General features: G+C 36.9%; 14 protein-coding genes and 1 rRNA gene. 9 read left to right on the top strand and 6 right to left on the bottom strand.

The window, feature by feature from the left end:
- Window positions 1-88: 88 nt before the first annotated feature.
- The 3 genes from purU to HMPREF9456_RS06965 form a co-directional block, all read right to left on the bottom strand.
- Window positions 89-952, bottom strand: coding sequence for a formyltetrahydrofolate deformylase (gene purU / locus HMPREF9456_RS06975; protein ID WP_006842791.1), 864 nt, complete (start codon window positions 950-952; stop codon window positions 89-91).
- 9 nt (window positions 953-961) lie between these two features.
- A complete protein-coding gene (locus HMPREF9456_RS06970; RefSeq protein ID WP_006842790.1) occupies window positions 962-2815 on the bottom strand; it encodes a DNA topoisomerase IV subunit B in 1854 nt (617 codons plus the stop codon).
- 160 nt (window positions 2816-2975) lie between these two features.
- Entirely contained in the window at window positions 2976-3509 is a 534-nt protein-coding gene (locus HMPREF9456_RS06965) for a hypothetical protein (RefSeq protein WP_245531005.1), read from the bottom strand.
- Between the two features lie 218 nt (window positions 3510-3727).
- Between HMPREF9456_RS06965 and HMPREF9456_RS06960 the strand changes: the two genes are divergently transcribed.
- A complete protein-coding gene (locus tag HMPREF9456_RS06960; RefSeq protein ID WP_006842788.1) occupies window positions 3728-4516 on the top strand; it encodes a cysteine hydrolase family protein in 789 nt (262 codons plus the stop codon).
- A gap of 15 nt (window positions 4517-4531) precedes the next feature.
- Here HMPREF9456_RS06960 and HMPREF9456_RS06955 read toward each other — a convergent pair whose 3' ends face one another.
- Together HMPREF9456_RS06955 and HMPREF9456_RS06950 are read right to left on the bottom strand one after the other, a co-directional pair.
- Entirely contained in the window at window positions 4532-5152 is a 621-nt protein-coding gene (locus HMPREF9456_RS06955; RefSeq protein ID WP_006842787.1) for an EcsC family protein, read from the bottom strand.
- 91 nt (window positions 5153-5243) lie between these two features.
- Window positions 5244-5753 carry a peroxiredoxin family protein gene (locus HMPREF9456_RS06950; protein ID WP_006842786.1) on the bottom strand — a complete coding sequence of 170 codons (510 nt, stop codon included), beginning with the start codon at window positions 5751-5753 and terminating at the stop codon, window positions 5244-5246.
- Window positions 5754-6160: 407 nt separating this feature from the next.
- Between HMPREF9456_RS06950 and HMPREF9456_RS06945 the strand changes: the two genes are divergently transcribed.
- From HMPREF9456_RS06945 to HMPREF9456_RS06935, 3 genes are all read left to right on the top strand, one after another.
- Complete coding sequence (locus HMPREF9456_RS06945; RefSeq protein ID WP_006842785.1) at window positions 6161-7474, top strand: aspartate kinase; 1314 nt, start codon at window positions 6161-6163, stop codon at window positions 7472-7474.
- A 15-nt stretch (window positions 7475-7489) separates the two neighbouring features.
- Window positions 7490-8647: a diaminopimelate decarboxylase gene (gene lysA / locus HMPREF9456_RS06940; protein WP_006842784.1), complete on the top strand. Its 1158-nt coding sequence runs from the start codon at window positions 7490-7492 to the stop codon at window positions 8645-8647.
- A gap of 90 nt (window positions 8648-8737) precedes the next feature.
- On the top strand, window positions 8738-9889 hold the full coding sequence (locus HMPREF9456_RS06935) for a glycosyltransferase family 2 protein (protein ID WP_006842783.1): 1152 nt from the start codon (window positions 8738-8740) through the stop codon (window positions 9887-9889).
- A gap of 13 nt (window positions 9890-9902) precedes the next feature.
- On the opposite strand, the gene HMPREF9456_RS06930 is transcribed toward HMPREF9456_RS06935, so the two are convergent.
- The gene (locus tag HMPREF9456_RS06930) at window positions 9903-10598 is read right to left on the bottom strand and encodes an archaeosortase/exosortase family protein (RefSeq protein WP_006842782.1); all 696 of its coding nucleotides are present in this window, start codon (window positions 10596-10598) and stop codon (window positions 9903-9905) included.
- Window positions 10599-10975: 377 nt separating this feature from the next.
- Between HMPREF9456_RS06930 and bamG the strand changes: the two genes are divergently transcribed.
- The 5 genes from bamG to HMPREF9456_RS06905 all read left to right on the top strand — a co-directional run.
- Window positions 10976-12292, top strand: a complete 1317-nt coding sequence (gene bamG / locus HMPREF9456_RS06925) for a BamG family beta-barrel-assembly machinery protein (RefSeq protein ID WP_006842781.1) — start codon at window positions 10976-10978, stop codon at window positions 12290-12292.
- A 56-nt stretch (window positions 12293-12348) separates the two neighbouring features.
- On the top strand, window positions 12349-12975 hold the full coding sequence (gene lptC / locus HMPREF9456_RS06920) for an LPS export ABC transporter periplasmic protein LptC (protein WP_026177050.1): 627 nt from the start codon (window positions 12349-12351) through the stop codon (window positions 12973-12975).
- 106 nt (window positions 12976-13081) lie between these two features.
- On the top strand, window positions 13082-15208 hold the full coding sequence (locus HMPREF9456_RS06915) for a peptidylprolyl isomerase (protein ID WP_006842779.1): 2127 nt from the start codon (window positions 13082-13084) through the stop codon (window positions 15206-15208).
- A gap of 76 nt (window positions 15209-15284) precedes the next feature.
- The gene (gene nth / locus HMPREF9456_RS06910; RefSeq protein WP_018074833.1) at window positions 15285-15923 is read left to right on the top strand and encodes an endonuclease III; all 639 of its coding nucleotides are present in this window, start codon (window positions 15285-15287) and stop codon (window positions 15921-15923) included.
- 327 nt (window positions 15924-16250) lie between these two features.
- Window positions 16251-16358 (top strand): 16S ribosomal RNA (locus HMPREF9456_RS06905); the annotation flags it as partial.

Here is a 16358-nt window from a genome sequence, read left to right as displayed (position 1 = left end):
TTTAAGCAGTACAAATATAACCAAACATAGTTTAAAATCTTCTAGCCATAGTATATTAAATAACATAAAACGCCAGAATATTTGTACTTTATGAAAATAAGATAGTCTTATTTTTATATACCAATATGCGCCTTTTCAGGTGACTTTCTATGGCATGAGAGAGTACTATCTTCTCTAAGTCTTGACCTTTTCTCACTAGATTTTCAACGCTATCACGGTGAGTGATACGTGTAATATCCTGTTCTATAATCGGTCCCGCATCAAGCTCGGTTGTTACATAATGGCTTGTGGCCCCTATTATTTTTACTCCTCGTTCGTAAGCCGCATGATATGGTCTTGCACCTACAAAGGCGGGTAAAAAGGAATGGTGTATATTGATTATTCTGTTTGGATATGACTCAATAAATTTATCGGTCAGTATCTGCATATAACGAGCTAAAACTATAAAGTCGATCTTCTTTTCTTCTAAGAGAACTAATTGCTTTGCTTCTATTTCGTCCTTATTGTCTTTGTCGAGCTTTAGTACATGATATTCAATTCCAAACCGTTCTGCCACCCAGCGTAGGTCTTCGTGATTGCTGATGATAAGAGGTATCTCTACTTTCCATTCACCCGCAGTGTAGCGTGCCAGTATATCAAAAAGGCAATGCGACATTTTGGAAACAAAAACGGCCATACGCGGTGTATGGTCGTTAAAGTATAACCTGAATGTCATGTTATACTTGTTCACATATAGGGTTTGGAAGTAATCGCTTATTTTCTCCTTTGGAATAATGAAGTTTGCGAGATCCCATTCTATACGCATGAAGAACGTATTGTCTTGTTTATCTACATGTTGCTCCAGATTGATGATATTTCCACCGTTTATATTGATAAAATCGGTAACTGCGGCTACCAGTCCCGGACGATCAGGCGATGAAATAAGGATAATTGCGTGTGCGTTGTTATTCATATAATGCTGTTAATCTTCTTCGATTACAAGATTGTCGATAATAAACTCTTGTCTTTCGGGTGTATTCTTGCCCATATAGAAATTGAGCATATTGCTTACCGAGTCTCCTTTTCTCATCGATACACGGTCGAGGCGAATATCTTTTCCTATAAAATGAACGAATTCATCGGGAGATATCTCCCCCAACCCTTTAAATCGTGTTATCTCTGGATTCGAACCCAGTTTTTTGATGGCATTCAGTCGCTCTTCTTCTGTATAGCAATAGATTGTCTCTTTCTTGTTGCGTACACGGAAGAGAGGTGTTTGAAGAATATATACATGGTTCTTCTTTATCAGATCGGGGAAGAACTGTAAGAAAAATGTGAGTAACAACAAGCGTATATGCATCCCGTCGGTGTCGGCATCGGTTGCAATAATTATTTTGTTGTAGCGTAACCCATCCAATCCGTCTTCGATATTTAAAGCTGCCTGTAGAAGGTTGAACTCTTCATTTTCGTAGACGATTTTCTTTGTTAGTCCAAAGCTGTTCAGTGGTTTACCCCGCAGGCTAAATACAGCTTGTAGATTTGGATTACGACTTTTAGTTATAGATCCGCTTGCAGAGTCTCCCTCGGTGATAAATATGCTTGTTTCATCCAAATTGTCTCCTTTGGTATCATTGTAATGTATACGGCAGTCGCGTAACTTCTTATTGTGCAGGTTTGCTTTCTTGGCACGTTCGCGAGCCAGTTTTGTTACACCGGCAATAGCTTTACGCTCTTTTTCCGATTCTAGGATTTTTTTCAATAAAGCTTCAGAAGTATCCGCATGCTTATGTAAATAGTTATCCAGCTCTTTCTTTAAGAAGTCACCGATAAACTTCTGAACAGAAGGACCTCCGGGCCCCATATCTTTAGATCCGAGTTTAGTCTTTGTTTGCGACTCGAAAACAGGTTCTTCTACTTTTACACTGATTGCCGCAACTATTCCGCTACGTATATCTGCGTAATCGAAATTCTTGTTATAGAATTCTTTTATTACACGAGATAATGATTCGCGAAAAGCCGATTGGTGTGTTCCTCCTTGTGTTGTATGCTGTCCATTCACAAATGAGTAATATTCTTCACCATACTGATCGGTGTGTGTGATCACGACCTCTATGTCAGCCTCCTTCATGTGGATGATAGGATATAAAGGTTCGGAAGTCATGTACTCATTTAGCAAGTCTACAAGACCATTTTTGGAGTGGAATTTCTTTCCGTTATATGTGATTGTTAGCCCTGTGTTCAGGAATACGTAATTTTTAAGAAGGCTTTCTACGTAGTCATCCCTAAAGGTATATCCTGTGAAAATAGTAGCATCGGGAATAAATTCGATCAGAGTACCATTCTCTTCATTTGTAGGGTGTATTGCTTCTTCTTTTTCTACAATGGCTCTGCAATATTCTACAGAAGTTGTTTGACCTTCACGATAACTCTGAATAAGGAAAAAAGAAGACAATGCATTTACCGCCTTTATACCAACACCATTTAATCCCACAGACTTCTTAAAAGCTTTGGAATCGTATTTAGCACCGGTATTCATTCTCGAAGAAACGTCTTTTACTTTACCCAATGGCACGCCACGTCCGTGGTCGCGTACTTTGACAACACCGTCGGTGATAGAAACATCGATGTTTTTGCCAAACCCCATCATATATTCGTCAATGGAGTTATCCAGCACCTCTTTGAGAAGTACATATATACCATCATCGGCAGATGAGCCGTCACCTAACTTTCCTATATACATACCCGGACGACGGCGGATATGTTCCTGCCAGTCGAGGGTTTTTATATCATCGTCAGAATAATTTATTTCGGGTAGTACTATCTTTTCTTCTTCCATACAATCTTTTGGTACTCTTTAAGTAAATGCGGTGTAAAAATATAAAAAAAAATTGGGAACAAAAAGTCTTAAATTTCCCCATTTCATCTTATTTTTTTATTTAATAGATATTTAGTCTGCGTATTATTTGTTAAGCTGCATCTTTTATTATTTTAGGTTGTTATTCATTCTCTTCAATATGTTTTTTGTTATACGCCATTAGTGAATTGATATAATCACTATTGAAGGAAATGATCCGAATATTGGCCTTGCGAAAAGCGTAATATACAGACTTGTCCCATTCACCTTTAGGTGTAAGCGGCGTAAGAAATATGGATTTCTTGGTCGAGTCTAATATTTTACCTATCCAGCATTGATGCTCATCTCTGTTGTCTATCTGAAAAACAATATGTTTGTCTTCAATCCATTTGAAAAGAGAATCCGTTGATAAGTGAGGTATATCTATATATGGGACAATGTCGGTTTTATTAGAGGCTTTCAGTACCTTTTCGGTAAATATCTCTTTTTCGGTTCGGTGTATAGATGTTATATACTTTTTATTGATGAGCATATAACCATCTACAATATAATCAGAAAAAATACTACTCAGCAGTACCCAGTCTTCTCCTTCAACCAGTAGAATGCCGGACTCTAATCGTTTTCTATCTTTTATCTTAAATGAATAGAAAACACCTTTGTTTATATGTATTTGCATAAGACTCATTTTATTGCTTGAAGATACGGCATTTTTTATCATTTCTGCCTATATTTATCTAAATTAGATAAAGGTGTTACTATCATCAGTAGGCTCGTATAACAGATATGTAATTGCCCAAAGTGACACGGTAGAAACTGTGAAATATGTGTTACTTTTGTTACCTTTTGTCGTATCTTTGTAAGAGCTAATATAACATTGAACAAATACAAGAGATTATGAAAAAAGTAGCTATACTGGGTGTTGATATCCAAAATGATTTTACCTTGCCAACAGGAGAACTGTTTGTAAAGGGTGCGGATGCCGACGTAAAGCGTATGGCAGACTTTATATTAAAGAATCAGGAGCTAATTTCTTATATCGCACTTACTTTAGACTCTCATCAACCGATTCATATTGCACATCAATGTTATTGGAAAGGGGAGCTTGGAAACCGTCCGGCTTTATTTTCTTCGATAACGGCTTCTGATGTAAGAAAAGGTGTTTGGATACCTCAATTTAACAAAGAAAAGGCTCTTCCTTATCTTGAGCAACTGGAGGCCAAGGGGGGAGTCTGCACAATATGGCCTATGCATTGTATTTTAGGTACAGAGGGATGGGCAATCAATAAGGTGTTGACTGACAGCCTGACCCAATGGGCTATTGATAATGACCATTCGTATGAGTTGTTCTATAAAGGATATTCGCAATCAACAGAACATTATAGTATTTTTAGAGCGGCGGTAGAGTGGGAGAATGAGGTGGGAACCCATTTGAATAGAACCTTGCTGTCGGTACTGAATACTTTCGACGAAGTGTTGTTGATGGGTGAGGCGGCAGATTATTGTGTTGCCAGCTCTTTGAATGATATCCTCGATGAATGCGATGAGTTGGCAAATAAAGTAACTGTTCTCACAGATTGTATGTCTTGGATAAATCCGGGTAATGAAAGTGCCAAGGCTATTTTTGATAAAGCAAAGGATCAAGGTGTAAGATTCGTATTATCAACGGAATATGTTTTTGGCTGATGCTTTATCTTCGCTTTAGTCTTTTTCTGAAGCTTGTTTGTCTATAAAAATCTTTTTTGCCACTTTTCCGACTACTCTTGTTGTTATACCATCGTATGAGCCGCCTACCACGCCACCCAATACCGGCACGGCCTTACCTAGGGAGGTAACACTCTTTTGCCCTGTTTTGCTTGCTATATTGGTACTCACTTTCTCTGCAATTTTGGCTGCTAGCCTTTCTCCGGCTTTTACGCTCATATCCTTCAATAATTCTTTGGCTCCGTTGCCTACCATACAAATATAGATCAGCGATTTTACCCTGTCTTCGCGAATATCGTGGCCTCCCATGTATGCTATGGCTGCAATCATCCGTATCTGAACATAAATTACACTGGCTATATTGGCCGGCACTGTCAGCGGCATTATCATAACACCTCCCAGCCCTGTGACAAAGCCGCTTGTTGCAGCTTTGGCTACTTGCCATTTGATAAGAGAATCTACCTGTTCTTCGAGTGAACCTTTTTGTGCGAGGTAGCTATTGCCCAGATCGTATGCCGAGTCTACTCCGGTAAATCCGCTTACGGCTTTAGAGTAAGCCCAGTCGAGTGTTTTTGCTATTATGCCTTTGTTGACTTGTGTATTTTGTCGCTTTGTCATTCTTGTTGTGATTTACGCTGCAAGATAAAAATAAAAAGAATAAAGCGTCTCATTTTCTGGAAATGAAACGCTTTATAATAAATGAAATCAATTAATTCTTTTTCAATAACTGATCTAAATCGTTGGGCGAAAGATTCATTGCCATAATTACTCCGTTTTCATCGATTAAGTAATTCTTAAATCCTTTCCTCAATTGGTAATGATCGTATAAACTTGAATAAGCATCGTTTTTTGCTATAAACTGATACTTCGCGTCTATGCGATCCATTGTCAGCGTTCTTTCAAAGACAGATTCGTTCTTGTCGAAAGATACAGACACCATTCTCACAGGATACTTTTTGTTCTCTATTACATTTGCAAAAAGCACATTGTCCTTGTGTGAAGGGGCATCGTAAGCAGCCCAGAAATTTACCAATATTTTTTGACCTTTCAGATCAGACAGGTTCATTTTTGTCCCTGATTTGTTCTCTAAATTTTTGATATCAGGGAACAGGTTTCCCGGATAAATACCTTCCGAAGAAAGCCCAGAAGTTCTTGTTGTATTAGATGATAAGCCGATTAGAGCAATACCTACAAACAAGAAATACTTCGCATACTTCATAAAATAATTATTTGGTTACCACTAAAGCCTTATCCCAATGCCTCACAGAAATAGAATATGGCTCTCCCAATTTTTGGGATACAAAACAAATTATACTACGCTTAGCATATCCTTGTTTTGATTTTCGGCTGCAAAGGTAAAGCCTTTTTGTTAAATACAGAAATATATTAAATGAAAATTGATGTTTTATAATGTTAATCGATTGTTATTTAGTGTTTTGTGTTTGTGCTCCTGTGTGGATGTTGTTGTTTTGAGATGTCGCCTTAAATAAAAATATATTATTGTGTATTTTTTTGATAAAAATAGAGCTTGATTGTAAATATATGTATAAATCTGAAATGAAGGCTCAAAAATTTTTGTACTTTTGCATCTTGGTTACGGCTAATATTTATAAATAAGGTACTAATATGAAAGTTCAAAAATTTGGAAGTGCATCTATAGCTACTGTTGACAAAATAAAAGAAGTGGCTGATATTGTAGTGAAGGATAATGGCAATATTATTGTGTTATCTTCTATGCGTGGTACGGCCGAAGCTTTGACTGAAATATCCGATTACCTATATAAAAAGAACCAAGAAGGAGCGATAGAAATAATAAATGGGCTCGAAAAGCAATATATAGAACTGGTTGATTCTCTTTTCGAAAATGGAGAGTCGAAAAAACTGGCGCATGAGCTTTTAATTTCTAAGTTTGATTATATCCGTACATTTACCAAAGACCTGTTCACACTCTTCGAAGAGCGTGTGGTACTGGCTCAAGGTGAATTGATAAGCTCCGAGCTATTCTATCTGTATTTATTGGATAAGAAGGTAAATGCTGTGTTGATTCCTGCGCTAGAGTTTATGCGCACAGATAAAAACTCGGCTCCCGATCCTGTATATATTAAAGATAAACTATCAGCATTATTGGAAGAGTCTAAAGATGCTGACTTGTATATCACACAAGGCTATATTTGCAAAAATGCTTATGGCGAAATAGACGACTTGCGTAAAGGAGGAAGTGATTTCAGCGCATCATTGATAGGTGTAGCTGTAAATGCCGAAGAGATAGAAATATGGGCGGATGTAGATACCATGCAGAATAACGATCCACGTTATGTAAAGGCAACGGCACCTATCCGTCAGTTAAATTTCGATGAGGCGGCAGAACTTGCATACTTCGGTACTAAGATACTCCACCCATCAAGTATTCTTCCGGCTAAGCTTGCAGATATTCCTGTTCGTTTAAAGAATACTCAATATCCTGATGCGGCAGGTACGCTTATATCTAACAAGACAGAAGCAAATGTAATAAAGGCCGTAGGTGCAAGAGATAATATTACTGCGATAAAGATAAAATCGGGAAAAATGTTGCTTGCCCATGGATTTTTACGTAAAATAGCAGAAGTTTTCGAAAACTATCAGACATCTTTGGATATGTTAGCAACCTCGGAGGTAGGAGTATCATTGACAATCGATGACGACCGTAACCTTCAGGCCATTGTAGATGATCTGAAAAAATATGGAACGGTATCAGTAGACCCTGATATGGTAATTGTATCAGTCATTGGCGATCTGGAGTCGCAAGACTCAGGGATATCAGTAGATATTATGGGAGCTATGAAAGAAATTCCGGTGAGAATGTTGTCTTACGGGGGTAGCAGATATAATTTCTCGTTCCTTATATATAAAAAAGATAAAGAGAGAACACTTCAAATATTAAATGATAAATTGTTTAATTAATTTTTCTAATTTCAAATGACAAAAGGAAATTTTCCTGTTGATAAACTGAAAGGTATAGAGACACCTTTTTACTATTACGATACAGACTTGTTGAAAAGAACGCTGAAAATCGTAAAAGAAGAAACTAAAAAATATGGATTTATTCAACACTATGCCATAAAAGCAAACGCTAATCGCAGGATATTGGAATTGATTGCCTCAGAAGGCTTTGGTGCCGATTGCGTAAGCGGAAATGAAGTGAAGGCAGCAATAACAGCAGGGTTTCCTGCGTCGAAGATTGTTTTTGCCGGTGTTGGGAAAACCGATAAAGAAATAAATTTGGCTTTAGACCTTAATATCTTCTGCTTTAATGTAGAGTCGATGCCTGAGCTCGTTGTTTTAAATGAGTTGGCAGCCAAGAAAGGTAAAACAGCGCAAGTAGCTCTTCGTATCAATCCGAATGTAGATGCGCATACTCACGAATATATCACTACAGGGCTAAATGAAAATAAGTTTGGATTCAGCATGGCTCACCTTGATAATGCTATTGAGGTACTTAAGTCGTTGAAGAACCTTAAGCTTATCGGAATTCACTTTCATATAGGTTCACAAATCGAAGATGTGCACACATTCGATCCTTTGTGTGATCGTATAAACGAACTACAGGACTTGTTTGAAGCTAAAGGAATGAAGCTTGAAAATATAAATGTAGGCGGTGGTTTTGGTATAGACTATGAAGATCCGGACGCAAATCCGATTTCTGATTTTCAACGCTACTTTGAGTTATTTCATAAAGGACTAAAGTTGAGAGACGGCCAAGTTGTTCACTTCGAATTGGGAAGAGCCATTGTTGCTCAGTGCGGTTCGTTGGTGACCAAAGTTACTTATGTAAAACACGGCGAAAGCAAAACTTTTGTTATCGTAGATGCAGGTATGACAGACCTTATACGTCCGGCTCTTTATCAGGCGTACCATAAGGTGGAAAATATATCTTCCGATTTACCTATACAGAAGTATGACGTTGTAGGTCCTATTTGCGAATCATCGGATGTGTTTGTAAAAGACTACGAACTGAACGAGTCTAAAAGAGGAGATTTGTTGGTGTTACGTTCTGCCGGAGCATACGGTGAAATAATGGCATCTCAATACAATTGCAGAGATATCCCTAAATCTTATTTCTCTGATAAAATTTAATAATGTACGTTATCATATAATGTTTCAAGGGTCGTACTACGGTATGACTCTTGTATCGTTTAAAGGCCTCTCATAATACACACTATAGGAATGACTGAAATACTATCATCTTTCGAATTTAATCTGACTGAGATTGTTGGGTTGTCTGTCTTTGTTGTTTTATTTATAATACAGTTGTTTTATTACTTTCTGTATTATAGAAAGCCATATAGACGGGCTGTAAAAGATACTGAGGATACAGGTAAAGCAGCTCAGCTTATGCAGAAAGTTTCGGTCATTATTATTTCTGAGAATGAGGTAGATAGTTTGTCAGAGAACTTACCTGTTATATTAGAACAAGATTTTTTTGATTACGAGGTGATTGTAGTTAATAACGGGTCTACCGATGAAAGTGATGTGTTGTTAAGGTCATTAGAGCTTCGTTATCCTAATTTATACCATACTTATCTTCCTTACTCGAATGATAAAAAGATGGATAGGCGTAAATTGGCCTTGACGATAGGCGCTAAAGCAGCAACAGGAGATCTTTTGCTATTTACCGAGCCGTATTGTAAGCCGGTATCCAAGAGCTGGATTTCTTGTATGGTGAGTGAATTGTCTTCCGATAAAGATGTTGTGTTGGGGTATTCGTACTTCAAAGAGAACAAGAAGTTCTTCAATCGCTTAGCTCGATTCGATAACTTATTATTTAATATGTATTGTATATGCTCAGTATTCAATAATAAACCATATATAGGCAATTATCGCAACCTTCTTTTCCGTAAGCATTTATTCTTTGATCACAAAGGATATGCTTCACTATTGAATATAGAGAGTGGGGAAGATCTCTTTATTAGTCGAGTTATGAACGAGGCAAATACATCTGTATCTCTAGTGCAAGATAGCTTTATGGAAACAGATATAGAAGGCTTATCACTCTGGAGACAAATAAAAAGGTCGTTCTGCTCTATACGTCCATATCTGAATAAGCGAGTGACAAGATTGCTTTCACTTGAAGCAATTACTCGTAGCACCTTTTATTTTTTGTTTATTGCTTTAGTGGTGTATAGCATATTTTTCAGCCACTGGGCTTTGCTGGGACTCTCAGTTTTCTTTTTCTTGCTAAGATTAACGACTCAACTAATTATTCTGAACAAATCTTCTCAATACTTTTTCTCCGGGAAATTCTATTTTTCTCTTCCACTTCTGGATATAATTCAACCGTTGTATAATATGCGCTTCAGAGGGCGACGGTTCAAGTAGTATCGTAAAGATGTTAATCTGATATTTTTGCTTTCAATCGGGAGAAGGGCTTGTTTATCTTTTCTTCCCATATAAGCCACAGGATAAATATCACACCATCATAATATATCCAAGTGAATATATCGCGGTGAAATACATTGAACCAGTCTTTGTAGAATTGGTAATAATTTTCTCTCGTGTTACTCCATGTACGGTTATTGTACCATTCGTTTACTGATATAAACCACTCGGGAAATGGATCTTTTATAATATAGAAGATAACGATAAGGCGAAGGATATTTACAACCAGCAGAATAAGCAATGCCATGGGCAAATACCACAATTTCTTCTTTATCGGTCCAAAGTAAAATGTGAGAATAAATGTAAACATGAATAGCTGTTTCAGACCCGTACAGCCCCAAACTATATCGATCGGTATAGAGTCTTCAAATTGAAGTACAGTCCCATTAATGAAAAAATTATGATTGCCTAAAACGTCATGAATGAGCCAGAAGATTGTTTCGGCTGTCCATAAACAAAAACCTTCGGTATATCTAGTGAGATCTTTACCCAATACCAATAGTATTTTTTCATCGTCTCCTATATGGACAAGAAGCTTCCATATGAATTCGAATATCAGGAAAAGTGCCAAGAACCAGATGATGTCCCTAAACGGTTCTAGTTTTTGATAATACTTATTGTTTATAAAGTTTTTATCTCGTATCCTCATTATTTTTCAAGTCACTCACAAAGGTATCAAAATAAGGATAATTAACCTTTTTAAGGCAAAAAAAATATGACATTTTATTTAAAAACTCGATTAACTAAGTTTTTTTAATTTACTTTGCACAAATTTGATTAAGATCTGAAGAGACTTTGTGACTGGATTATAGAATTATGGCATATACTATATTTATGTTTTAACTTTCATAATATATTTTCTTTCGAACCATAAAAAATCCAAGATAATTTATCCTCTATAAATAATAAAGTGTTCGTTTTTTTGTTATAGAAAGGTGAATTATAGTTTAACAAGAACAGATGTAATTTTCATCGGGATATAATACCCCCGATAGAGTAAAGATAAATTGTATATTATATTTTATAATGTTGAAGAGAAAAGTACTTCTTTTATTTGCCGTTTCGGCTATTATGGTATGCTCAATAGAGGCACAAACAAATTCCCCTTACAGTAGGTATGGTTATGGAGTTCTGAGAGATCAGTCGGTAGGTGCATCTAAAGCGATGGGAGGCATCGGATATGGTTTGCGTAATAGTCAAAGTGCAAACCCTCTCAATCCGGCTTCGTATTCGAGAGTAGACTCTCTTACATTTTTATTTGATATGGGAGTGTCATTTAATAAGGGTAAGTTAAGTGACGGCACAAATTCAGATTCTCATTACAGCGGAGGATTAGATTATATCACAATCTTAGTACCACTCAAAAAGGGACTTGGTATGAGTTTTGGAGTAATTCCTTTTTCATCTGTAGGATATAAATTTGGATCAACAGAAACTGCTAGCGGTAGTACTGTAACTTATACAAAATCGTTCACCGGATCGGGCGGACTAAGCCAGGTTTATGGTGGACTTGGTTATGCTACTCCATTGAAAGGATTTTCTGTAGGAGCAAATGCATCTTTTCTTTTTGGTACGATGAATCATACAAGAAGTCTTCCTGCGGTAGGCTCTAGTGGTACAAATAGTTATACATCTACCGATTATACCGAACTCTCAATAAAGGCTGCAAAATTTGATATTGGTGTTCAATATGAATTTCCTGTTTCGAAGAAAGATGTATTGACTGTAGGTGCTGTATATTCTCCTAAGATAAATTCCAAAGCAGATTATACAAATTATCATTACGAACTAAATGTTGCCGGAGGTATTGCCAGCGGTGATACCATTACTCATAATGGAATCAATGCAGGTCTTCCAGAAACGTATGGAGCCGGATTTACATGGAAACGTAACGAAAGGCTAGTTGTAGGAGCTGATATTACATATCAGAAATGGGATGGAGTGAAATACTCTTCACTTATGGGAGATGAACTATCCGACAGTGAACGTTTCAATAATAGATGGAGGTACAATGTAGGTGCCGAGTATATGATTGATCCGTATGATAGAAGTTTCTTCAAAAAAATAAAATTCAGAGGAGGACTTAACTATAGTAATTCTTATTTGAATGTAACTGAAGCCTCTACGAAAAAAGTAGAAGGATATAAAGAATATGGTGCGACTCTTGGATTTGGGTTCCCGATAAAAGATAATCTGGGAGGAAGGGTTTCTTATATTAATTTAAACTTCGAATATAAGAAGATTAAGCCGCAGATTAAAACTATGATTGCCGAAGAATATTTTGGAGTTTCTCTAAATGTGAATATCAATGAGTTCTGGTTCTTCCGTAAGAAAATTGACTAACAAAATATAACTCTATATTCAGCCTCAATAATATATTGGGGCTACTTGTTTTTAAAATGCAACAGTTAAAGACACGACAGAATCTATCGGTTGTAACAGTCCTTTTATCTGTTATGGCTTTCTTTTTTATATCCTGTAAAGAAGAAGTAAAGAGTACTGTCGACCTCCATTATGATGCTGATAAGGTTCCTTCTTTGAATACGGATAGTGTAACCATGCTAATATCCGATTCGGGGCTCATACGGTATAAAGTGATTGCTAAAACATGGGAAATATTCGACAGGGCGAAAGATCCTCACTGGTTTTTCCCGGACGGTCTCTATGTCGAGCAGTTCGATACTATCTTTAGCATAGTTGCCACTGTAAAGGCTGATACAGCTTGGAACTTTACAAGTAAAAAGCTATGGCAACTTAGAGGACATGTTGTGATACGCAATAAGTTAGGAGAAACCTTTTCCAGCGAAGAGTTGTTTTGGGATCAACGTCAGCAAAAAGTGTATTCAAAGAAATATGTAGAAGTTTTCAGACCGGACAAGATGACTTTGCGTGGTATGGGAGGGTTTGAGGCAAATCAACAAATGACAGAATATCGATTTTGGAATGTGAAAGACTCGCCAATAACATACAATGAAGATCAAGAAGCGAATGCAGATGATCAAAACAATGAGGAAAAGAAAGAATAGTTATTCAATTATGAATGAAATTCAATCTCAATTTATTATCTTCGTGCGCAAAAAGTTATAAATTGTAAATAAAATAACTAATAATATAAAATAATAATTTATTTAAATGGCTGCTTTACAGAAAATTAGAAGCAAATCGAGTCTCTTGATCGGAGTTATCGCTCTCGGACTATTGGCATTCGTCCTCCCTTGGAGCGAAATATCTTCTTTTATAAACAAAAGTAAGGATAAAGCATTCACTGTAGATGGTGAAGTAGTAACAACCAGGCAGTATCAGGATAGAATTGCGCAGTGGGAACATTTTCAGAAAATAATGTCTGGACAAAACTCATTGGACGAAAATGCTACATTGCAAATTCGCGAAATGGTTTACCAACAGATGGTGAAAGAGATTATTCTCGACAAGCAGGCTGCTCAACTTGGCTTAAATGTGACCAAAGAAGAATTGAACGATATGGTTACAGGGCCTAACGTAGCTCCAATACTACATCAGATACCATTCTTCGTTAATCCTCAAACAGGTCAATTCGAAAGAGCGGCGTTGAATCAGTTTATACAAACTATCTCTCAGGATGATACTAATTTGCCTGAGAATCAAAGAGCTGAAATACAGGCTAGGAGAGAAATCTGGACATTTATCCAGAATATGATGAAATATCAACGTCTCGAAGAAAAATATTCAGCTATAGTTGCCGGTATTGTGATTCCTACAGATACAGAAGCTAAATCGGCTTTTGATGACTCTAAAACACAAGCCAGCATATCGTATGTTGTACAAAAATATGCTTCTATCGCAGACTCTCTAGTTGCTAAAGAAGTAACAGATAAAGATATTAAAGCGTTATACGATCAACGTAAGAACAACTTTAAGCTTGAATCTGAATTACGTAAGATCTCTTACTTTGTAAAAGATGTTGTTCCGAGTGATGAAGATTATGCTGCTGTAGAAAAAGAAATCAATGCTATTCATGATAAATTTGTAGCAACAGATAATCCGGGATTACTTGTTAATGAATATTCAAACAATCAGTATGTAGATGCATTTATCTCGGTAAATACTTTACCTGCAGATATGAAAGAATTTGCTCAAGCAGCAACTATTGGTCAAGTAAACGGGCCTGAACGCAACGAGCAATCATATATAATGTATAAGCTGGTTGACAGAACTTCTGCTGCCGACTCTGTAAAACTACAGATGATTCCATTACCTCAGGGTTTGGATCAGGCTACTGCAACTCATATCTCTGACAGTTTGCTGAATGTAATTAAAGGAGGCAAAGATTTTTCTGCTTTAGCAAATGAGTTGATGCCGGGATCAAATGGCGGTAATATCGGTTGGGCTACAGAAATGGCTTTGGCCGGTGCCGGTGGAGATTTGATCAAGAAGTGCTTTGGAGCAGCTAAAGGTGATGTTTTCAATGTATCTATAAATGGTCAGACACAAATTGTACGTGTTGAAGATAAAACAAATCCTGTGGCAAAAGTTAAGATTGCACTTATCCAAATGCCGGTGATTGTTAGTGATAAGACTCAAAACTCGGTAGATAACGAGTTGAATCAATTTGTTGCTGAAAACGGAAATGTTCAGAATTTCGATAATGCTGCATTGACTAAGGGATATAATATTATATCAAATGCAGTTGTTTCTCCGTCTGATATGTTATTGGGGCAGGTTGCAGGTTCACGTCAGGTTATATCTTGGGCTTTCAACAATAAAGTTGGGTCTGTGAAGAAATTTGATAATCTTACCAACAAAAGAATAATCGCTGTAGTTAAGAATGAAATTAGCGGTGATTATATGCCGGTATCTGAAGTATCAGCAATGTTGAAAGCTGAATTGATTAATGATAAAAAGGCAGAAAAAATAATTGCTGATCTAAAAGCTAAAAACTTGACTTCACTAGATGGATATGCTCAGGCTATAGCTGGTAGAGTTGATACTGTAAACTTTGTTACTTTCCAAACGAATAATATCTCAGGTGTTGGTTACGAACCGCTGTTGAACGTATATGCAAAACATGGACAAGTAAACAAGCTGGAAGCTCCTAAGAAAGGTAAATCGGGAGTATACGTGATAGATGTAACAAGCAAGACTGAAAATGCAGCTACATTCGACCCGGCACAGTCAAAACAAATGATACGTCAAAGCAACATGTATCAATTGATGTCTCAGGCAATGTTGGTTCTGAAAGAAAAAATGAATGTAAAAGACAACAGGGTTGCATTCTGGTAATTATTAAAACTTAAATTATAAAAAATCCCTTATAGTTATGACTATAGGGGATTTTGTGTTTTTATCTAATTATTATATGACAAAGAAAGAACGATACGAACGCGTGATAGACTGGTTTGATAAAAATATGCCGGTTGTGGATACCGAACTCCACTATGATAGCCCATTTCATCTTTTGATTGCGGTAATTCTGTCTGCTCAATGCACCGACAAGAGGGTTAATATGGTTACTCCTGCGCTTTTTGAAGCATTTCCAACCCCCGAGGTTTTGGCTGTGTCTTCCCCTGATGATGTTTATGAATATATCAAAAGCATTTCATACCCCAATAACAAGGCGAAGAATCTTGTTGGGATGGCAAAGAAGGTTATGGCTGATTTTAACGGGCAAATCCCCGATACTTTGGAGGAATTGGAGTCTATACCCGGAGTTGGGCGTAAAACAGCAAATGTAATGCTTATAGTAGCCTTTAATAAGCCGGCTATGCCTGTTGATACGCATGTGTTCAGAGTGTCTAATAGGATAGGATTAACAGATAACTCAAAAAAACCGGCTCAAACAGAAAGGGAATTGATAAAATATATCCCTTCTCGATATTTATCGAAAGCACATCATTGGCTAATATTACATGGCAGATATGTATGCTTGGCTCGCAAGCCAAAATGTGAAGAATGTGGATTAACGCCATTTTGTAAATACTTCACCAATAAACAATAATTGATTAAGTTATTTTGTTTAAGGTGTTTGTATATTTCGGTTAAAATATTTTTAAAAAAAGGCATTAAAATATTTGGAGATGTATAAATAAAATGCATATCTTTGCACCCGCTTTGATAGAGAACACGGCGCATAAAAAGAGGGTTTCGGCCACTTGTTTAAGTCCGGAGATTTTCGCTAAGCGATTAGAAAACGATCTTTGAAATAATGACAACATATGAGTGTAGTACAATAGCACTTTGGTGCTAAGAAATATTATACCGTCAATTTACTTAATAAGTAAAAAGAGCAGGACAGGATCACGAAAGACTTAGAAAAAAAGAATATACAAAGAAGAGTTTGATCCTGGCTCAGGATGAACGCTAGCGATAGGCCTAACACATGCAAGTCGAGGGGCAGCATAGAGTAGCAATACTTTGATGGCGACCGGCGCAC

The sequence above is a fragment of the Dysgonomonas mossii DSM 22836 genome (assembly GCF_000213575.1).
Taxonomy (GTDB): Bacteria; Bacteroidota; Bacteroidia; order Bacteroidales; family Dysgonomonadaceae; genus Dysgonomonas; species Dysgonomonas mossii.
This window is presented reverse-complemented; position numbering and strand designations above follow the sequence as displayed.